Origin of the sequence: Kitasatospora sp. NPDC057936, from assembly GCF_042887525.1 — a bacterium.
Classification (GTDB): domain Bacteria; phylum Actinomycetota; class Actinomycetes; order Streptomycetales; family Streptomycetaceae; genus Kitasatospora.
The window spans coordinates 21502-40264 of record NZ_JBHVPD010000002.1; the positions used below are offsets into that span (position 1 = coordinate 21502).

The 18763-nt window shown below is 74.7% G+C and carries 16 protein-coding genes; 3 read left to right on the forward strand and 13 right to left on the reverse strand.

What is annotated here, in order from left to right:
- Positions 1-151: 151 nt before the first annotated feature.
- From ACFVU9_RS01230 to ACFVU9_RS01245, 4 genes are all read right to left on the reverse strand, one after another.
- Complete coding sequence (locus tag ACFVU9_RS01230; protein ID WP_387588753.1) at positions 152-1495, reverse strand: non-ribosomal peptide synthetase; 1344 nt, start codon at positions 1493-1495, stop codon at positions 152-154.
- A 41-nt stretch (positions 1496-1536) separates the two neighbouring features.
- Positions 1537-2874 (reverse strand): MFS transporter, encoded by a 1338-nt coding sequence (locus tag ACFVU9_RS01235; RefSeq protein WP_387588755.1) that lies wholly within the window; start codon positions 2872-2874, stop codon positions 1537-1539.
- A gap of 340 nt (positions 2875-3214) precedes the next feature.
- Positions 3215-4735 (reverse strand): AMP-binding protein, encoded by a 1521-nt coding sequence (locus ACFVU9_RS01240; RefSeq protein ID WP_387588757.1) that lies wholly within the window; start codon positions 4733-4735, stop codon positions 3215-3217.
- A gap of 145 nt (positions 4736-4880) precedes the next feature.
- The gene (locus ACFVU9_RS01245) at positions 4881-5519 is read right to left on the reverse strand and encodes a maleylpyruvate isomerase family mycothiol-dependent enzyme (protein WP_387588759.1); all 639 of its coding nucleotides are present in this window, start codon (positions 5517-5519) and stop codon (positions 4881-4883) included.
- Positions 5520-5599: 80 nt separating this feature from the next.
- Here ACFVU9_RS01245 and ACFVU9_RS01250 point away from each other — a divergent pair, with 80 nt between their 5' ends.
- Together ACFVU9_RS01250 and ACFVU9_RS01255 are read left to right on the forward strand one after the other, a co-directional pair.
- Positions 5600-6538, forward strand: a complete 939-nt coding sequence (locus tag ACFVU9_RS01250; RefSeq protein WP_380504357.1) for a LysR family transcriptional regulator — start codon at positions 5600-5602, stop codon at positions 6536-6538.
- 40 nt (positions 6539-6578) lie between these two features.
- Positions 6579-7115: a kinase gene (locus ACFVU9_RS01255; protein ID WP_380445818.1), complete on the forward strand. Its 537-nt coding sequence runs from the start codon at positions 6579-6581 to the stop codon at positions 7113-7115.
- Between the two features lie 83 nt (positions 7116-7198).
- Here the strand turns inward: ACFVU9_RS01255 and ACFVU9_RS01260 are convergent, their stop codons facing one another.
- The 3 genes from ACFVU9_RS01260 to ACFVU9_RS01270 form a co-directional block, all read right to left on the reverse strand.
- On the reverse strand, positions 7199-9139 hold the full coding sequence (locus ACFVU9_RS01260; protein WP_387588762.1) for a PIG-L family deacetylase: 1941 nt from the start codon (positions 9137-9139) through the stop codon (positions 7199-7201).
- A 97-nt stretch (positions 9140-9236) separates the two neighbouring features.
- Complete coding sequence (locus ACFVU9_RS01265) at positions 9237-9734, reverse strand: hypothetical protein (protein ID WP_380445820.1); 498 nt, start codon at positions 9732-9734, stop codon at positions 9237-9239.
- A 182-nt stretch (positions 9735-9916) separates the two neighbouring features.
- Positions 9917-11128 (reverse strand): glycosyltransferase, encoded by a 1212-nt coding sequence (locus ACFVU9_RS01270; RefSeq protein ID WP_380445826.1) that lies wholly within the window; start codon positions 11126-11128, stop codon positions 9917-9919.
- 187 nt (positions 11129-11315) lie between these two features.
- Between ACFVU9_RS01270 and ACFVU9_RS01275 the strand changes: the two genes are divergently transcribed.
- Positions 11316-11822, forward strand: a complete 507-nt coding sequence (locus ACFVU9_RS01275; RefSeq protein WP_380445822.1) for an FBP domain-containing protein — start codon at positions 11316-11318, stop codon at positions 11820-11822.
- Here ACFVU9_RS01275 and ACFVU9_RS01280 read toward each other — a convergent pair.
- The 6 genes from ACFVU9_RS01280 to ACFVU9_RS01305 form a co-directional block, all read right to left on the reverse strand.
- Entirely contained in the window at positions 11803-13068 is a 1266-nt protein-coding gene (locus ACFVU9_RS01280) for an APC family permease (protein WP_387588765.1), read from the reverse strand. The two genes, ACFVU9_RS01275 and ACFVU9_RS01280, sit on opposite strands and share 20 nt — an antisense overlap.
- Positions 13069-13125: 57 nt before the next feature.
- The gene (locus tag ACFVU9_RS01285; protein ID WP_380445824.1) at positions 13126-13662 is read right to left on the reverse strand and encodes a DUF2716 domain-containing protein; all 537 of its coding nucleotides are present in this window, start codon (positions 13660-13662) and stop codon (positions 13126-13128) included.
- Positions 13663-14098: 436 nt separating this feature from the next.
- Positions 14099-14773 carry a guanitoxin biosynthesis heme-dependent pre-guanitoxin N-hydroxylase GntA gene (gene gntA / locus ACFVU9_RS01290; RefSeq protein WP_387588767.1) on the reverse strand — a complete coding sequence of 225 codons (675 nt, stop codon included), beginning with the start codon at positions 14771-14773 and terminating at the stop codon, positions 14099-14101.
- A 58-nt stretch (positions 14774-14831) separates the two neighbouring features.
- A complete protein-coding gene (locus tag ACFVU9_RS01295) occupies positions 14832-16616 on the reverse strand; it encodes a non-ribosomal peptide synthetase (RefSeq protein ID WP_387588769.1) in 1785 nt (594 codons plus the stop codon).
- Positions 16613-17788 carry an MFS transporter gene (locus tag ACFVU9_RS01300; RefSeq protein ID WP_387588771.1) on the reverse strand — a complete coding sequence of 392 codons (1176 nt, stop codon included), beginning with the start codon at positions 17786-17788 and terminating at the stop codon, positions 16613-16615. Before ACFVU9_RS01300 ends, ACFVU9_RS01295 begins: the two co-directional genes overlap by 4 nt.
- Positions 17789-17856: 68 nt before the next feature.
- Complete coding sequence (locus tag ACFVU9_RS01305) at positions 17857-18750, reverse strand: alpha/beta fold hydrolase (RefSeq protein ID WP_387588773.1); 894 nt, start codon at positions 18748-18750, stop codon at positions 17857-17859.
- Positions 18751-18763: the final 13 nt, after the last annotated feature.

Genomic DNA, 18763 nt, shown 5'->3' on the forward strand with positions numbered 1-18763 from the left:
CGGGGCGGGCGAATTGTGGGGTCCCGTCCCGGCCGGCCGGGCGCGCCGGGGTGGTGGCGCGTGCGGCACTGCTGCGTGGGGGAGTTCGTGGTTCCTTGCGGAAGCTCGCGTCGAACGGCCCGGGGCCGTCGGCGGATCGGCGGCGCTCTGGTCAGGCGGCCGGCCGGAGGTGGTGGCGCAGCGCGCCGAGCAGGCCCTCGAAGGCCGCTTCGGCGGTGGCGTCCGGGAAGCGCTCGCGGTCCCAGGCGAGGCGGACCAGCAGGTCGTCGCCGTGCGAGGCGGAGACGGCGAGCGGCACGGGCAGGGGGCGCCCGGCGAGGTGGGTCTCGCGGCCGGGGACGCCGGCGAGGGCGAGCGGCGGGCGGCGGTGGAGGTCTTCGAGGGTGAGGAGGCCGTCCAGGGCGCCGTTCCAGCCGGCGCCGGCCGCGCGGGCGGCGCGGACGACCTCGTCGAAGGGGGTGTCGGCGTGGTCGAGGTCGTCCCACCAGCCGTCGGCGAGCGCGTCGAGGTCCCCGGTCGGGCCCGGGAGCGCCGGGTGGACGAGGGTGTTGATGAAGCAGCCGAGCGCGGCGGGCGCTCCGGGCGGGCGGCCGCCCCACGGGTAGCCGAGGGCGAGCGGACGGCTCCGATCGGGGCCCGTCCCGAGCGGGCGGCTCCGGTCGGGGCCGGTGCCGTGCGGGCCGCCGGTGCCGTGCAGGCGGTGGGCGGCCACGGCGACGGCGTCCAGCAGGACGGGGAAGACCGAGCCGCGGACGGCGCCGGGCACGCGTTCGGTGAGCATGCCGGTGGAGTGCGCCGGGCCCGCCTCCGTGGTGGCGAGGCCGCCGAGCCGCTCGCCCCAGTGGGCGTGGGCGGCGGGGGTGGAGGCGGCGTCCTCGGCGGCGAGCTGGCGCTCGACGGCCTCGCGGTAGTCGGCGACGGCGGCCTCGTCGGGGCCGCGGCCGGGCTGGGCGTCCGCCGCGTAGGCGTCCTCCAGTTCGGCCGTGACGACGCCGAGCGACTGCTCGTCGCAGGCCGCGTGGTCGAGCGCGACGGCCAGCAACTCCTCGTCGCCGTCCCGCTCTTCGGCCACCAGCAGGCGCAGCGCCGGTCCGTCGGCCGGCCAGTCGAGGAGGGCCTCGCGCAGCGCCTCGCGGGCGGAGCCGCCGGGGGCGACGGCCACCCGGGCGGCCTCGGCCGACGGTCCGCCGACGCGCAGCACGGGCGTGGCGCGCACGTTCGCGAAGGCGCCGCACAGCGCGGGGTGCCGGGCGGCCACGGTGGTGGCGGCGCGCTGGAGCCGGGGCAGGTCGACGGTGCCGCGCGGGTAGGCGAAGAAGACCGGGACGATCTCCGGGCGGCCGCCGGGGGTGAGCCGGCAGGTGATCAGGAAGCGCCGCTGGGCGCCGGTCAGCGGGAGGAGGGTCTGCGGGGTGTCGGCGGCGATGGCGCGGTAGCGGGCGAGGTAGGCGGCGGTGATGCTGGGGGCACCGGTAGCGGTGCTGGTGGCGTGCACGGAACGGTCTCCGGTCTCCGGGTCTCGGTCTCGGTACGGGTTCAGGGCGTGGGGCTCACGGCCGTGTCGGGCGTCTGCGCCCTCGTCTCGGACGCCTCCGCCGCCGCCTCCGGAGCGGGCGCGACGGCTGTCGGCAGGTCGCGCATCCGGAGCAGCGGCGAGAGCAGCAGCGGCACGGGCACGAGCAGGAAGCCCGCCGCGCACAGCCACAGCGCGGTGCGCGGCCCGGCCGCGTCGGCGACGGCGCCCCCGGCGAGCGCGCCGAGGGGCAGCGTGCCCCAGACGAGGAAGCGCATGGTGGCGTTCATCCGGCCGAGCAGGTCGGGCGGGCAGACGGACTGGCGGAAGCTCACCTGGGCGACGTTGTAGGCGACCGCGCCGAACAGCACCACGGCCGAGCCGACGCCGAAGAGGACGACGCCGAGGCCGCCGTCGGCCAGCGGCCACAGCACGGCGAACGGTCCGGTGACGACCGGGGCGAGCCAGATCAGGCGGGCCTGCCCGACGCCCCGGGCGAGCGGCCCGGCGCACAGCGCCCCGGCGAGGCCGCCGACGGCGGAGGCCGACAGCAGCACGCCGATGGCGCCGGGCGGGAGGTCGAGCACGCGCACCCAGAACACGGTCTGGACGGCCATCAGCACGGCGGCGAACAGGTTGGAGACGGCGGTGGCGGCGGCGATGACCCGCAGCAGCGGGTGCCCGAGCACGAACCGCACGCCCTCCCCCACCTCGGCGCGCAGCGACTTCCCGGCCACGGGCTCCGGCTGCGGTTCCTCGGCGCGGATCCGGGTGAGCAGCAGCGCGGAGGCCAGGTAGCCGCAGGCGTCGGCGACGATCGCGAGCGGCGCGCCGAGGAGTTGGACGAGTCCGCCGCCGAGGCCGGGCCCGGCGATCTGCGCCGAGGAGCGGACCGTCTCCAGCGCGCCGTTGCCGCCGACGAGGTGCTCGCGCGGCAGGACGGTCGGCAGGAAGGACTGGTGGGCGACGTCGAAGAACACCGTCGCCACGCCGGTGACCAGCGCGACGGCGTAGAGCTGGGCCATCGTCAGCGCGCCGAGCGCGGCGGCCGGCGGGATGGACCCGACGGCCACGCAGCGCACGACGTCGGCGCGGATCAGCACGGGCAGTTTGCGCATCCGGTCGAGCCAGGCCCCGGCGGGCAGGCCGACCAGCAGGAAGGCGGCGGTCTCGGCGGCGGTGAGCAGGCCGACCTGGAAGGGGTCGGCGTCCAGCACCAGCACGGCGACCAACGGGAGGGCGACCAGGGTCACCTGACTGCCCGTCTGGGCCGCGGCGGCGCCCGCGAGCAGGAGCCGGAAGTCTCGGTGACCGAGGAGGCGAGGGCGGGGAGGGGACGGAGTATCGCTCTTCTCGTTCATCAGTACGACTCTCGGTCACTGATTCGACACGCGGCAACCGCCAGGTCCGTTTCCGGACGAAGCGATGGCCGGTCCGATCCCGCCACCGCCCCGACCGGCCTTCACGCGCCGCTTATCCGCCCCGCAAAGGGGCCCGCAGCGCGCTGCGCAGGGGAAACCGGCCCTCCGGTCGGCCGGTCGCCCCCGGCGTGCGAAGTCCATACCTCCGTCCGAAATACGGACACGCCCTTTCCAGCCATCGGACGGATACGCTCAACTTGGCCGGATCCTGTGAGGTATTGACGTTTGGTCACCTCGGCGTGGTGTCGGCGTGATACCGACCCGTCCGATCGCCACCGCGTCAGAGCGCGGCGCGCAGCCGCTTCTTGTCGGGCTTGCCGACCGCCGTCAGCGGGATCTCGTCCACCACGTGCAGGGCCTCGGGCGCGTACATCCGCCCCTTGCGCGCCGTCACGAACTCCCGTACGTCGTCGAGCTCCGGGCGCCGCCCGGGCGCCGGCACGACGGCGACGTGGACGTGTTCGGCCTCGTCGCCGTCGCGCACGCCGAACACCGCGCACTGGGCGATCGCCGGGTGGGTGACCAGCAGGTCCTCGACGTCGGACGGGTAGACGTGGCCGCCGACCACGATGATCACGTCCTTGAGCCGGTCGGCGAGGTAGAGGTAGCCGTCCTCGTCGACGTAGCCGACGTCCCCGGTGTCGAGCCAGCCGTCGCGCAGCACCGCGGCGGTGAGGTCGGGCCGCTTCCAGTAGCCGGCCATGACGGAGGCCGAGCGCACGTGGATCCCGCCCTGCTCCCCCACCGGCAGGTCGGTGCCGTCCGCCGCGCGGATGGCCACCTCGACGCCCGGGAGGGGGCGGCCCACCGAGATCTGGCCGCCGCGCCCGACGCGGTCGTGCTCGTGCGGGCCGAGGACGGCGATGTTCTGCGCCTCGGACTGCCCGTAGCCGCTCGCCAGCACCGGGCCGAACACCTTGATCGCCTCCCGGATCCGCGTCGGCGAGGCCGCGCAGCCGCCGTAGAGGACCCGGGCCACGCTGGACAGGTCGGTGCGGCCGATCGCCGGGTGGTCGAGCAGCCGGTAGAGCAGGGGCGGCAGGACCCACAGGTCCGTGATGCGCTCGCGCTCGACGGCCGCCAGCACGTCGCCCGGGTCGAACGCGCGCTGGAGGACGACCGAACCGCCGTGGTAGAGCGCGAGGTCGACGAACACCCCGGCGAGGTGGGCGATCGAGGTGGCCGCGAGGAAGCGGGGCCGCTCGCCGGCCCCGTACGGCGACGCGTCGAAGATGCGCCGGTAGGGGCCGTGCAGGCTGCGGATGCCCTTGGGGATGCCGGTGGTGCCGCCGGTGTGGCGGATGCCCCAGTCGTCGTCCGGGCCGATGCGGACCGACGGCGGCTCGGCCGGCTGTGCGGCGGAGGCGGCGACGACGTCCTCGCCGGGCCCGCCCGGCCCGAGCGAGAGGACGGTCGGGACGTCGACCAGGGGCAGCAGCTCCTCGGCCACCGGGAAGCGTTCGGCGTCGACGAGCAGCACGGCGGTGTCGACGCTCGCCACGATCTCGGCCATCGTCGGGGCGCCCATGCCCTCGTACAGGCTGACCAGCCGCGCACCCGCGAGGCTCGCGGCGTAGCGGGCGCTCAGCGCCTCGGCGGTGTTGCCGGTCAACAGGGTGACGGTGACGCCGCGCGCCGCGCCGCGGTCGGCGAGCTCGCGGGCGAGGCGGTAGGTGGCGGCGGCGAAGTCGCCCGCCGTGACGTCCACGCCGTCGGCGGTGGTGACCGCCCGGCGGGCGGGGTCGGCGGCGAGGGCGCTCAGGATCAGTACGGGGGCGCTGACGAAGTCCTGCTGGTGCATGACTGCTCCTACCTCACGTTCTTCTGCGGGTCGTTCCTCGGGCTCTTCTCGGGTCCACTGACGCTGTGCAATCGCACCATAACGCCATGTCCCTGCCGGTTTCCCGGAGTTCGCGCACCGGCGCCGGCCGCGTCGGGGGCACGCGTCACCGCGCGAACCGCGCCGCGCCGGAGCCGGCGAGGAGGCCTGCGGGCACGCGCCGGCCGTAGGCGAGGAGCAGCAGCTCCTGGGACCGGCCCTCGACGAGGTCCGCGCCGTCGCCGTACCGCCAGTCCGCGTCGACGGCCCGCAGCCGGACGCCGTCGAGGCGCGCGCCGAAGAAGCGCAGGCCGCGCGGGGTGATCGCGTCGAGCAGGGCGGTGGCGCGCGGGAGCGGGAGGCGGGCCGGGAGGCCGAGCGCCACGGTGATGTCGAGGCCGTGGACGGCGTCGTGCGCCAGGCCCGCGATCCGGCCGCCGACCGGCGGGCGCCACGGGTGGGCGGCATTGTCGCGGAGCGCGGCGGCGATCTCCTGCTCGCTCAGGGCGGCGGCGTCCCGGCGGGCCACCCGGTCCGCCATGCGGTGGATCGACCCGCCCGCCCGGACGATCTCCAGCAGGGTGCGGGCTCTGGAGTGGCGGAAGCCGGTGCTCATGTGGGCGGCGACCGCGCGGACGGTCCAACCGTCGCACAGTGACGGCGAGTTCCACTGGTCGGCGGTCAAGGAGTCCAGCACGTCGGCGAGTTCACTGCGCTCGGCCGCGATCTGCTCGCGCAGCCACGCTGGGTCCTGTGCTCGTGACACGGTTTGCATGCACCCAGCCTGCGGGCGGGAGCGTCCGCGCGTCCAAGACCTGGATCTTCTTCCCGGGATAATCGCAGGTTATGGAACTCCGGCAGCTCACCTACTTCGTCACCGTCGCCCGGGAAGGCAGCTTCACCCGGGCCGCCGAACTGCTGCACGTGAGCCAACCCGGCGTCAGCGCGCAGATCAGGCAGCTGGAGAAGGACCTCGGCCAGCGGCTCCTCGACCGCTCCGGGCGCCGCGTCGGCCTGACCCCGGCCGGCGAGGCCGTCCTCCCGCACGCCAGGGCCGCCCTCGCCGCGGCCGGGGAAGCGCGGCGCGCGGCCCAGGAGTTCGGCGGCCTCCGGCGCGGGCACGTCCGGCTCGGGACGGTCTCCGGCGCGGCGCTCCCCGGCTCCGGCGCCCTGCCCTCGCTGCCCGGCCTCGCCACGACGCTCGCCGCGTTCCGCAAGGAACACCCCGGCATCGACCTCTCGCTCGCCGAGAACACCACCCGCCACCTGCTCGCCGAGCTCCGCGCCGGCCGTCTCGACCTGGCCGTCGCCGGACTCCCCGCCCCCGCGAGCGGCCGTCCCGGCGACGACGGCTGGGACACCCTCGCGGGCCTCGCCCTGCACCCGGTCCTGGAGATCCCGCTCGCCGCGGTGCTCCCCCACGACCACCCGCTGGCCGCCGACGGCCCGCTCCCGGTCGCCGAACTCGCCGGCCACGCCCTCGTCGGCACCCCGCACGGCACCGGCCTGCGCACCGCACTGGAACGCGCCTTCGCCGAGGCCGGCGCGACCCCGGCCATCGCCGTCGAGGCCGCCGCCCCGGCCCACCTCCTCGAACTGGCCGCCCACGGCATGGGCGTGGCGGTCCTCCCGACCCCGACCCACTCCCCCGGCCTGCGCGTCCGCCCCCTGACGTCCCCGGTCCCCCTCGCCCGGATCGCCCTGGTCCACCCCACCGACCGACCGCGCACGGCCCCGACGGCGGCTCTCCTCGCGCACCTCCGGAAGACGTACCCGGGCCTGTGAGAGCCGTGTCCGGGCGGAGGCGCGCGGGTACGGTACCCGCGTGACAGGAACCACGGACACCGTGCTGATCGTGGTGCGCGGGCCGAGCGGCGCCGGCAAGTCCACCGTCGCCGCGCGGCTGCGCGCCGCCTACGGGCGGGGCGTCGCCGTCGTCGCCCAGGACGTCCTCCGCCGGACGGTCCTGCGCGAACGCGACGTGCCCGGCGGGGCGAACATCGGCCTCGTCGAGCTCGTCGCCCGGCACGCGCTCGACCACGGCTACCACGTCGTCGTGGAGGGCATCCTCGCCGCCGACCGCTACGGCCCGATGCTGGCCCGCCTCGCCGCCGGCCACCGGGGCCGCACCCACCTCTACTACCTGGACGTCGAGTTCGACGAGACGGTGCGCCGCCACGCCACCCGCCCGCAGTCCGCCGAGTTCTCCCCCGCCGACATGGCCGAGTGGTACCGGCCCCGGGACCTCCTGCCGGGCGGCGTCGAGCGGGTCGTCCCCCAACACAGCACCCTGGACGCCACGGTGGCGCGGATCCTCGCCGACACCGCCCTCACCCCGCCCGGCTGGACTCCCCGCCCCTGAGGCGGCGGCCGACCGGGAGGGGTCCCGGCCAGCCGCCTCTCGCCGGGTCAAACGAGTCGAACGGGTCAAACGGGTCAAACGGGTCAGACCGGCAGGGCCTGCCAGTCGCCGAAGGTCGTCGGCGTCGTGCCCGCGCGGAAGTACACGCGGCCGTCCGTGCCGATCGCGAGGACGTGGAGCACGCCGGCGCCGTCGACGACGGCCGACGGGTAGTCGAGGACGGTGCCCCCGAGGTCCTGCCAGGCGCCGTAGCCGGAGTTCGGCGCGGTCTGGGCGGTGGTGCTCACGCCGCCGCCCCGGTTGCGCTCGAACAGGACGACCTGGCCACCGGCCGTGGTCGCGGCGGGCTCGCCGACGCCCAGGTGGCCGCCGAGGGAGGCCGGGGACTGGCTCCACGCGCCGCCGACCTGCGTCTGGTAACTGACCAGCACGGCGCCGGTGCCGGCCTCGCGGTAGGCGAGTTCGATGCGGCCGTCCTGGTCGAGCGCGGCCTTCGGCGGACTGGCCGGCTGGGCGTTCGGGATCTGGCCCGGGCCCGCGAAGGTGCCGTTGGGCGCGCTCTGCCACCAGCCGAGGATCCCCGTGCGGGTGCTCGCGAACACCTCGATGGCCCCGGTACCGTTGCGGATCGCGGTGACCGGGTCCTGGACGTCGCTGCCGCCGTGGTCGGCCCACGTGCCCGACCACGCGCCGCCGGGGGCGGTCTGACCGGTGCGGCTGACACCTCCCCCGCCGTTCTTGACGAAGACCTCCAGCCGGCCGTCCTGGTCGTTGGCAACGGCGGGCACGCCAACCTGGTCCTCGTTGCCGAACCCGGCGTTGGGGTTGCCGTGGTCGGTCCACGAGGACGCCCACGCCCCGTTGGGCGTGAGCTGGGCCAGGGAGACGATGCGGTGGTCGGTCAGCCGGCGGCCGAACACCTGCAGCCGGCCGTCGGCGTTGGTGCCGACCGCGAGGGCCGGGACGAGCCACCCACCCGGGTCGGCCATCCGCAGCGGGGCGGACCAGGTGCCGTCCGCCTGGCGCCAGTTCGTGTAGAGCGCGCCGCTGCGGACGACGAACACCTGCGGCCGGCCGTCCTGGTTGAGCCCCGCCCAGGAGGTGCCCCGGGACCAGCGGTAGTACATCCGGGCGTACCAGGACTGCGAGTAGTTCCCCGAGTGGTCGTGGCTGGCGTACTCGGAGACGAACACGCCCTTGTCGCCGACCGTCGCGGGGTCGAGGTTCACCGGGCCGTCGCCGATGTTGTAGTCCCGGTAGTTCACCTGGATCAGCTGACCGCCGTACTTGGCGGCCGCGAGCCCCGCGAACCGCGCGGCGGCCACGTGGTCCCCGTGGTCGGCGGAGTAGCGGCTGTCCGGGAGGTCGTCCTGGGCCCGGAGCACGGTGGGCTGGTACGTCACCATGATCTGCCGCAGCACCTCGACCACGTCCGCGGCCGTGAAGGTGGAAGGACCGGTCATCGGGCTGCCGACGGGGACGACCGTGGTGTCCGTGGCGCCGCCCAGGACACCGGCGAGCTGGGCGTCGTGCAGGTTCATGAAGACGAGGTGCACCGGCCGGTCCTTGAGGACGTACCGCTCGACCTGCTTGCCCGCGACCGTCCACGCCTCGGCCGTCCAGTGCCCCACCTCGTCGGTCGACGGGTCGGTGTCGCCGACGCCGGTCATCCGCGAGTAGGCGTTGATCGCGCCCATCTGCCGGTTCCAGGTGCGCAGCGGCTCGCCGGCCGGGTCCCAGCAGACGGTGGGGCACGGGTCGCCGGTCCCGTTGCCGGCGGTGACGAAGACCGTGACCGACGGCGTGCCGTTGGCGAGCGAGTTGGACAGGTCCGGGTTCATGAACAGGATGTCGTCGTCCTCGTGCGCGACGACCTGCATGAACAGCGGCCCGGAGCCGGCGGCCGGGGCGGCCGTGCTACCCGCCGCCGCGGCCGCGCGGGTCGCGGTGCCCTTGGCCAGCACGGGCACGGCCAGGGCGGTGAGTGCTATGGAGGACAGGAGTTGCCGTCGTCCGATTGCCATGTGATCCCCCCAGGATCGAGATCGGCATGTGGTCATGCCAGGGGGGAGGCTAGCGCACGGAGAGTTGACGGGAGGTCAACGGCGAGGCGGTTTTGCCTCAGGGGTAGCGGAGGTACTGGTAGGTGCAGGCGCCCTGGGTGACGGTGCCCGTGACCGTCCACCCTGCGGGGACGGGGTAGCCGTAGACGCGCCCGCCGGGCATCCAGCACACGACGTAGGCGGTGGCCCCGGCGCCGTGCGCGGCGCCGCCGAGGTAGGAGACCTGGGCGGTCTGGCCGTCGAGCGAGGCCCCGACGAGCACCCAGCCGGCCGGCACGGTGGTGTTGGCGAGGACGGCGACCCTGGCGCCGTAGGGGGCGCCGCCGAGGTACTCGATGAGCTTGTCGTGGACGGCGGTGTTGATGCCGACCACCGCCCAGCCCGCCGGGACGGGGTTGTACTGGGGAATGCGCATCTGTGTCCCGAACGGCGGGTTCACGACGCGGGCGGCCGGGGCCGCGACGGTGGCGGGGGCGGCTCCGGCAACGGTGGCGGACCCGAGGAGGGCGGCGAGGGCGGCGGCGCAGGCGGTGAGGACGGAGGTTCTTCGACGCACGGTGGGGCTCCTCTTCATCGGCGGAGGGCGCGTGGTGCACGGTTCACGCTCCGCCCCGGCGCCGCCCGCCGTCAACGCCGCCCGCCCCCTTCCCCGGGGCGCAGAGGGGCACGCGGCGGCGGATTGCCGCCGGTGCATCACGCCCCCGCGATTCGGCACTCCTCCCTTCATTACTGCCTGGATCAGTACTGCTTGTCGATCAGCCGACGTGCCGCCACCAGCGCCCCGTCCGTCCGGACCCGGCCGGCCAGTTCCCGGGCCTTCTCGACGGTCCGCGGAGCCAGGGCCCGCCGCAGCTCCGCCGTCAGGGAGTCGGCCGTCAGCTCGCCGCCCGGGTGCGCGGCGCCGATGTGGAGCTGCTCGACGCGCTGGGCGAAGTAGAACTGATCGAACATCTGCGGCACGACGACCTGCGGCGCGCCGGCCCCGGCGGCCGCGGTGGTCGTGCCCGCCCCGCCGTGGTGCACGACCGCGGCGACCCGCCGGAACAGCGCCTGTTGGTTCACCTCGCCGATCACCAGGCAGTCGGGCGCGGCCAGGTCCGCGGCCAGGTCGGCCCAGCCCCGGGCGAGGATCACGCGACGGCCGAGGACGCGGGCGGCGGCGAGCATCGTCCGGGCGGCGTCCTCGGGGGCGCGGACGCTGCCGAAGCCGACGTGGACCGGAGGTTCACCGGCGTCGAGGAACGCCGTCAGCTCGGCCGGGAGCGGGCGGTCGTCCGCCAGGGTCCACGCCCCGGTCTGCCGGACGTCCAGCTCCGACCGCCCGGGCCACGGCGCCAGCGTCGGATCGGCGGCGAGCCACGGGGTGCCGGTGAAGATGTGCCGGCTGACGTCGCCGATCGGGCCGAGGCCGACGGCCTCCCGCTGGACGTTGAGCGCCGCACCCCACATGACGTTCCAGCGGTGGGCGTCGCGGTCCCACAGCGTCCGGTTGTCGACGCTCCCGTCCGCCGGCTTCTCGCCGAGCATCCCGAAGACGGGCGGCGCGTGGTGCGGCGACGGCAGCGTGATGGGCGCGAACGCGGCGTAGACGTAGCCGGCGCCCCGCTGTTCGGCGACCGAGCGCGCCGCGACCGCCAGCGCGCCGCCGCCCACGATCACGTCGCACCCCTCGGCCGCCGTGCCCACGGCCTTGAACTGGTCGGCCACCGTGCTCTCGATCATCCGCCGCCGCTGCTCGGGCGTGGGCACCTGCCCGGCCGGGCGCTTCGCCGTCCCGTGCAGCAGCGGGCCCACCGGCACGTACTCGATCCCCAGCGACCGCGCCCACTCCTCGAAGTCGGGCGGCGCGCACACCACGGCCTCCTGGCCCAGCTCCAGCAACCGCAGCGCCAGTGCGACCACCGGTTGCGCCTCGCCCCGCGAGCCGATCGTGGACAACAGCACCCGCATGTTCGTCACTTCCCGTCCGTCCGCCGCGTCCCGTCACGCGGAGGTCCATCTTCGCCCGATATGGGGGCCTTGCGGCAAGATCCCCCGTGCGGTATACCGTGGAACGGGAGGGGAAACGGGCGACCCCACGCCTGCGCGCCGGAAATTGCCGCGACATCGTGCGCGTACGGGTGTTAGCTTCCGCCCCATGCAACCCCTGAACGAGACCGAGATCCGCGAATCCTTCGTCAACTGCTCCAAGGGCGAGGCCCGCCGGCTCAACCTCCCCCGGGGGCTGGCCGAACTCCCGTGGGAGCAGCTGGACTTCCTCGGCTGGCGGGATCCGGGCGCGCCCGACCGCGCCTACCTGGTGGCCCACCACGGCGGCGAGCTCGTCGGCGTCACCCTGCGGGTGCCGTCGGTGCGCCGCAGCCTCACCAAGAGCAACGTGTGCTCGTTGTGCGTCACCGCCCACGCCGGTTCCGGCGTCGCGCTGCTGGCCGCCCGTCGGGCCGGCGCCGCCGGGCGCGAGGGCAACTCCGTCGGCAGCTACATCTGCGCCGACCTGGCCTGCTCGCTGTACGTGCGCGGCCTCAAGAAGTCGACGCTGGTGACGCGTCCCAACGAGTCGCTGCCGGTGGAGGAGCAGATCGTCCGCACGGTGGGCAATCTCGACGCCTTCCTCGCGAAGGTGCTCACCGACTCCGTCGCGTAGTACCCACGGCGTAGGCCCCGGCGCCGACCGCGAGGACGGCGGCGCCGGCGGCCACCGATGACGGCGGCAGCGCGAACGCCAGCACCAGGCAGCCCGCGAGGCCGACCACCGGGACGGCCCGCGGCGGGCGGCCTTCGGCCCTGGTCAGCGTCCAGGCGGAGGCATTGGCGATCGCGTAGTAGGCGAGCACGCCGAAGGACGAGAAGCCGATCGCCCCGCGCAGGTCCGCCGTCGCCGCGACGGCCGCCACCACGGCCCCCACCGCGAGCTCCGCCCGGTGCGGCACCCGGAAGCGCGGGTGGACCGCCGCCAGCGCATGCGGCAGGTGGCGGTCGCGCGCCATCGCGAGCGTCGTCCGGGAGACCCCGAGGATCAGCGCCAGCAGCGAGCCGAGCGCCGCCACGGCCGCGCCCGCCCGCACCACCGGGGCCAGCCACGCGGCACCGGCCGCCCGTACCGCCTCCGAGAGCGGCGCACCCGCGGCGGCCAGCCGTTCGGGCCCGAGCACCGCCAGGACGGCGGCCGCGACCAGCGCGTACACGACGAGCGTGATGCCGAGGGCCAGCGGGATCGCCCGGGGGATCGTGCGGGCCGGGTCGCGGACCTCCTCCCCGAGGGTGGCGATCCGGGCGTAGCCGGCGAACGCGAAGAACAGCAGGCCCGCGGCCTGCACCACCCCGTGGAACGACGCGTCCGCACCGAAGCCGAGCCGGGCCGCGTCCGCGTCACCGGACGTCAGGGCCGCCACGACGACGGCCGCGAGCACCGCGAGCACCACGGCGACGACCGCCCGGGTGAACCACGCGGACTTCTGCACGCCGCCGTAGTTCACCGCCGTGAGCGCCACGACGGCCGCCGCCGCCACGGCGCGCTCCTGCCCCGGCCAGACGTAGCCGCCCACCGTCAGCGCCATCGCCGCGCACGACGCGGTCTTGCCGACGACGAACCCCCATCCGGCCAGGTAGCCCCAGAACTCGCCCAGCCGCTCCCGCCCGTACACGTACGTCCCGCCGGACTGCGGGTACCGGGCGGCCAGCCGGGCGGACGACGTCGCGTTGCAGTACGCCACCACGGCCGCGAGCGCGAGCCCGGGAAGCAGTCCGGACCCCGCAGCGCCGGCGGCCGGGGCGAGGGCGGCGAAGATGCCCGCCCCGATCATCGAGCCGAGGCCGATCACGACGGCGTCGAACGTGCCGAGCCGCCGCCCGAGCCCGTCCGGCGCGTGATCTGTCGACGGTTGTCCCACGGTGCTCCCCTGTCCGCCCCCGGCTCCGCCCCCGCCCCCGGCTCCGGGGGACGAGCGTCAGCCGACGGGCTTGCCGTCCCGGCGGATGACCTGCGGGAGCAGGCCGTCGACCTCGCCGGCGATCGCGTCGAGCAGCTCGGTGCCGAACACGCAGAGGGACTTCTCCGACGGGTGCCCGAAGACGCCGAAGCGGAAGTCCTCGGCGAGCTGGACGGAGTGGTTCCCGTCCGGGTACGGGCTCAGCGGCCACCCCTGCCACGGCTGCCCCTCGACGACGCGCGGCGTGGCCGCGCCGTCCGGCACGAGGTCCGGGCGCAGCCGGTAGGACGCGTGCGGCTGGTCGAGGAGCCAGAGCGCCTCGCCGGGCCGGCAACATCGCGCGAGCCCGTCCTGCACCACGCCGACGAGCCGGTCGAGCTTCCGGTACCCCGGGTCGTCGTCCAGCGCGTCGAGGCTCCACGTCACCGAGGACGCGGGCTCCGAGATGCCGGGAATGACGGACGTGTCGGGTCGGAAGTCGAACGCGGCCTGGAATCGGTTCCAGATCTCGCCGTGCTCGGAGTCGTTGAGTCGCCGCAGGGCCTCGGTGGTCATGGGGGTGAACTTATCAAGGACCGACCCCCCTGTTGCCACCCCTGCATGTGTCCGCAACCCGTCCCGGATTTCTCTCATAGAACCTGGTCAGCGAACGTGTGTACGGCTGCGGCACTTCACGGTACGGTGGCCGCGCCCGCGGTCTGCCGACGGCCGCGCCCCTGCAGTCCGCCGACCACCGCACCTCCGCAGCCCGCCTGACGGCAAATCCGGTGGCAACGGCCCCTGCCGGCTGGCATGGTGACGGCCATGGATTCTGCCCACCCAGCTGACTGATCGTCAATATCGTTCCATCAATGGACAGTTGCCCATGGCGCTCCGGCTCCCTACCACCCGCCCGACCGCCTGCCGCTGTTCCTCCGCTTTCGGCCCGCGCCGACAGCCGGGCCCTGTGGCCGGGCCCGGCCTCACGTCGGCGGCGCAGCTCCCGTTCGGATCATGCCCCGGGCTGCTCCGAGCGGGCCTGGAACGGGCAGCGCCACTCCCCGTCCGTCGCCATCCCGGAGTACTGGCGCGCCTCGGAGGACTCGCCGAACTCGGCGAGGTTCGGGTTGATCGAGTCCTGGAGGCGCAGTTCGCGCTCGCGGATGCGGCGCTGGAGGCCGCCGTAGACGCCGTTCTCCACGAGGCGCTTGAACTGGTGGTGCGAGTTGAACGCCAGCGCGGGGAAGGCGAACCGCCGGGTGATCCGCGACGCGTTCTCGTGCAGGCCGACGATGAAGAAGGGGTGGCCGGCGATGCTGAAGCCGAACGACGGGGATTCCGGGTCCGGGTTGGCTCCCTCCGCCCAGGGGTAGCCGCTGTCGGCGTCGAGGGCGTGGAGGTCGGCGAGCTGGCGCCACAGCAGGGCGTGGAATTCGGGCTCGGGGAGGCCTGACGGGCCGTCGAAGACGGCGACGATCGACGCGAAGTTCTGGTCGGGGCCGAGGTCGTGCGTGACGAAGTCGACCAGGGCGTCGTGCAGCGCCTCGGTGGTCGCGGCCTCGCCCATGGGTCCCACCTGGATGGGGCGCAGGCTCTCGCGGCGCAGCGCCGCCTTGGCCCCCAGACAGGAGAAGTCCTCGCTCTCGATCCAGGCGGTCAGTTGCCGGTGGATGGATGTGGTGGTCATCGGTATCTCCTCATAACGAATGACGGATCATGGGGCCGGGGCTCAGAACGGCCGGGGCTCAGAACCGCTCCATCCGGGCCGCCACCGCACGCGCGCTGCCCGCCGCCACCAGGTCGGAGGCGCGCAGGCGCCAGCCGTGCCGCTTCATCGCACCGCTGACGCGCAATGCGACCAGCGAGTCGCCGCCGCGGGCGAGGAAGTCGTCGTCGGGGCCGAAGTCGGGCGCGCGGAGCAGCGTGCGGACGAGGTCCAGCAGGAGCGAGAGTTCGGAAGCCTGGGCGGTGTGCGCGACGACGTCGGGCTCCGGACCGGCGGCCGTCGTGGCTGTCGCAGCGGCCGCGACGGCCCGGCGGTCGATCTTGCCCGAGGGGGTGAGCGGCAGCCGGTCCCGGACGAGGATCAGGCCGGGCACCATGTGCCGGGGCAGGCGCGCCCGCAGGTGCTCGCGGATCCCGTCGGCCGTCGGGCCGTCCGGACCGACCGAGACGACGGTGGCGAGCGTCCGTCCACCCGTCCCCGTCCCGTCGTCGATCGCCACGGCGGCGGCGGCCGTGACGCCGGGCGTGTCAAGCAGGTGCCGGTCCACCTCGTCGAGCTCGATGCGGTGGCCGCGCACCTTGACCTGGTTGTCGAGGCGGCCGAGGAACTCGACGGCGCCGTCCGGGTGGCGCAGCACGAGGTCGCCGGTGCGGTACATGCGGGCGTCGTCGTCGGCCGCCGAGAACGGGTCGGGGCGGAAGTTCTCGGCGGCGCGGGAAGGGTCGTCGAGGTAGCCGTCGGCGAGCGGGGTGCCGCCGATCCAGAGTTCGCCGGGCGCGCCGGGATCGGCCGGGCGCCGGTCGGCGTCGAGGACGTGGAGCCGTCGGTCGCCGACGGGGTCGCCGATGGGCAGGCCGGTGGTGGTCGGCAGCGGGTCGTCGGGGCGCAGGACGAGGGCGGTGCAGGTGATGACGGTCTCGGTCGGCCCGTAGCCGTTGACGAGCGTGCAGTGGCCGAGCGGTCCGGCGCGGTGGGCGTGGACGTCCTTCGTGCCGGCGCTCTCACCGCCGATGACGACGGTACGGACACCGGCGAAGGAGACGTCCGCGCCCTGCATCTCCGCACACAGCAGACGCCAGTAGGCCGTGGGGAGTTGCAGCATGGAGACGTTCAACTCACGAGCACGGGAGGCCAGTTCGACGGACGGTAGCGCCCGGGCGGCGGAGTCCAGGAACGCCACCGTCCCGCCGACGGCGAGCGTGGGCCAGATCTCCTCCTGCGCGACGTCGAACCCGAGCCCCGCGAACTGCAGCACGGTGTCGGCGGGTTGGAGCCCGAGCAGGTCCGCGACGCCCACCGCGTGCGCGGCGAGCGCGTCCTGCCCGACGAGCACGCCCTTCGGGGTGCCGGTCGAGCCGGAGGTGTAGATGGCGTACGCCGCCCGGTCGGCGAGGCGCCCGACGTTCAGCTGCGCCGCCGTGCCCGCGTCCGCTCCGGCGAGCGCGTGCGGGCCTTCGGCGTCGACGAGGGCCCGGGCGCCGGATCTGCTCAGCAGCCGGTCCCGGTACTCGTCGGGCACCGCCGCGTCCATCGGCAGGAAGGCCGCCCCGGCGAGCCAGCTCGCGAGCATGGCGACGACGACGCCCGGGCCGGAGGGCAGCCGGATGCCGACGAGGTCGCCGGGTCCGATGCCCAGGGCCGACAGCTCGGCGCCCGTCTTCTGCGCGCGCTCCCAGAGCTCGGCGTAGGTGGTGTCGGTGCCGGTGGTGCGGAGGGCGACGCGGGAACGGACGGCGGGGTCGGCGGACTCGGCCCGCGCTCGGATCCGGTCGGCGATCCACGGTGGGGAGGGAAAGGAAGTCATCGGGTACCCGGCTCGGAAGTCTGGAGGTTCGACGGGGGTGTGGTGGGCAGGGCGGGCCGCGGTTCGAGGCGCCGTCGCCCCGCCATGACGACCACGAAGCCCACGCCGCCGCACAGCGCCGCGAAGGCGTACGCCGCGTGCGCGCCGAAGGAGTCGGCGAGGTGGCCGCTGGCCGAGGAGCCGACCGCCACCCCGAGCCAGAGGGCCGTGGACTGCCAGGCCATCGCCTCGGTCCGGCGGGAGGCTGGAACGCCCTCCCCGACCAGCATCATCGCGGCGATCATCGCCGGGCAGGAGCTCGCCCCGGCCACCAGCAGCACGATCCCGGCGGCGAGGAAGCTGTGCACGAGGAGCATCGGCAGGATGCCGACGGCCATGATGACGGTCGAGACACGGAGGATCTGCGCCAGCGGCGCCGGCCATTCCCGCGCGCCGTACACGACGCCGGCCACCGAGCTCCCGATCGCGTAGATCCCGAGCAGCACGCCCGCCATGAAGTTCTGTTCCTCGGCGCCGGAGAAGGCGACGGTGGCCATGTCGACCGAGCCCCACATGCCGCCGAAGCACAGGTTCACGCCCGCGACGACGGCGACCGGCCCGAGGAACAGGGCGCTGCCCGTGACACGGTCGCCGGGCCGCCTCCGGGGCTCGGTCCGGCCGCTGAGCGACAGCAGGACGCTGCCGCCGCACACGAGGACGAGCGATCCGATGATGCCCGCGGTCGGGTTCACACCGACGGCGAGGGAGGTCGCGACGACCGGGCCGGCGATGAAGATCACCTCGTCGACCAGCGATTCGAGCGCGAAGGCCGTCCCCTTGAGCGGCGAGCTCTCCAGCAGTCCGCTCCACCGCGCCCGCACCATCGAGCCGATCGCGGGCGTGGCCGCGCCCATCACGGCCGCCGTCACGAACAGCGTCCACAGCGGCATGCCGGTGTGCAGCGCGCTCACGACGAACGCACTGCCGCTGACGCCACACACCGCGGCGCAGGACAGCAGGACCCTCCGCTGCCCCACCCGGTCGGCCAGGCGCGCCAGCTGCGGTGCGGCGACGGCGTACCCGATCGCGGCGAGGGCCGACAGGGCGCCCGCGGTCCCGTAGTCGTGCCGCGTCTCGGAGACGAAGAGCAGGATGCTGATCCCGGTCATCCCGATCGGGAACCTGGCGAGCATCCCGGGGATGAAGAACCCCCACGCACCGGGCGTGGACAGCGCCTTCCGGTAGCGATCGATCCCGAGCGTCACGGCGTCGGCCCGGCGGCGGCGCCGGTGACGAACGCCGCGATCAGCCGGGTGAGCGCGTCCGGCTCCTCGAACTGGACGGCGTGGCCGGTGTCGAGCTCGTGCACCTCCAGGTCCGGGTGCGCTTCGAGGAAGGCGCGCACGCGGGCGTTGTCGACGAGCTTGTCGCGCCGGCCGAAAACGGCCCGCACCGGGAGCCGCCCGATCCGTGCGTAGTCCTTCTCGGAGGCGACGGCGATCTCCTCCCAGGAGTCGACCGTGCCGACGGTGACGTGCCCGAGCTTGAGCCGGTCGGCGTCGATGGCGGCGAGCCAGTCCGCGTCGTCGGTGAAGTCGCCGGGGCGCAGCGGGATCTTGATGAACGGGCGGCTAGGTTCGACGCCGAGGTCGAGCACCTCGACGACGTCGAGGGCGGCGTCGATGGAGCGGTCGAGGACGTCGTTGTACCGCTCGTTGAAGAAGAAGCCGGGGCAGACCATCAGCAGGCTCGCGAGAACGGTGCGCTCGGCGAGGCGGGCCGCGACGACGGTCGCCACCTGGGCGCCGAAGCACCAGCCGGCCAGGTGGATCCTGGTCCCGGGGCGGGCCGCACGGATGCTGTCGAGGAGGCGGGCGACGTCCTCGACCGCCAGGTCCCCGGCGGGGATGTGTCCGCGCACGGCGTTGAGCCCGGAGCCGCGCAGGTCGACGGCGAGGAAGGCGACGCCGGCGCCGAGTTCGGCGAGGCGGGTGCCGAGGGGCGCCTGCCAGCCGGAGTGGCTCATGCCGCCGTGCAGCATGACGACGAGGTCGGGGGCGGCCTCGGCGCCCCACACCCGGTAGTGGGTGAGGTAGCCGTCCGGCTGCTCGAAGGTGCGCACGCCTTCCTGGGCGCTCTGGTCGATCGTTGTCACGGGTTCTTTCCTC

Bases quoted from the DNA above. Each gene is read 5' to 3' on its own strand.
- ACFVU9_RS01250 (WP_380504357.1), top strand. From the start codon at position 5,600: ATGGAACTCCGGCAGCTCACCTACTTCGTCACCGTCGCCCGGGAAGGC.
- ACFVU9_RS01285 (WP_380445824.1), bottom strand. From the start codon at position 13,662: ATGACCACCGAGGCCCTGCGGCGACTCAACGACTCCGAGCACGGCGAG.
- ACFVU9_RS01270 (WP_380445826.1), bottom strand. From the start codon at position 11,128: ATGCGGGTGCTGTTGTCCACGATCGGCTCGCGGGGCGAGGCGCAACCG.
- ACFVU9_RS01260 (WP_387588762.1), bottom strand. From the start codon at position 9,139: ATGGCAATCGGACGACGGCAACTCCTGTCCTCCATAGCACTCACCGCC.
- ACFVU9_RS01275 (WP_380445822.1), top strand. From the start codon at position 11,316: ATGCAACCCCTGAACGAGACCGAGATCCGCGAATCCTTCGTCAACTGC.
- gntA (WP_387588767.1), bottom strand. From the start codon at position 14,773: ATGACCACCACATCCATCCACCGGCAACTGACCGCCTGGATCGAGAGC.
- ACFVU9_RS01235 (WP_387588755.1), bottom strand. From the start codon at position 2,874: ATGAACGAGAAGAGCGATACTCCGTCCCCTCCCCGCCCTCGCCTCCTC.
- ACFVU9_RS01300 (WP_387588771.1), bottom strand. From the start codon at position 17,788: ATGCTCGCCAGGTTCCCGATCGGGATGACCGGGATCAGCATCCTGCTC.
- ACFVU9_RS01295 (WP_387588769.1), bottom strand. From the start codon at position 16,616: ATGACTTCCTTTCCCTCCCCACCGTGGATCGCCGACCGGATCCGAGCG.
- ACFVU9_RS01240 (WP_387588757.1), bottom strand. From the start codon at position 4,735: ATGCACCAGCAGGACTTCGTCAGCGCCCCCGTACTGATCCTGAGCGCC.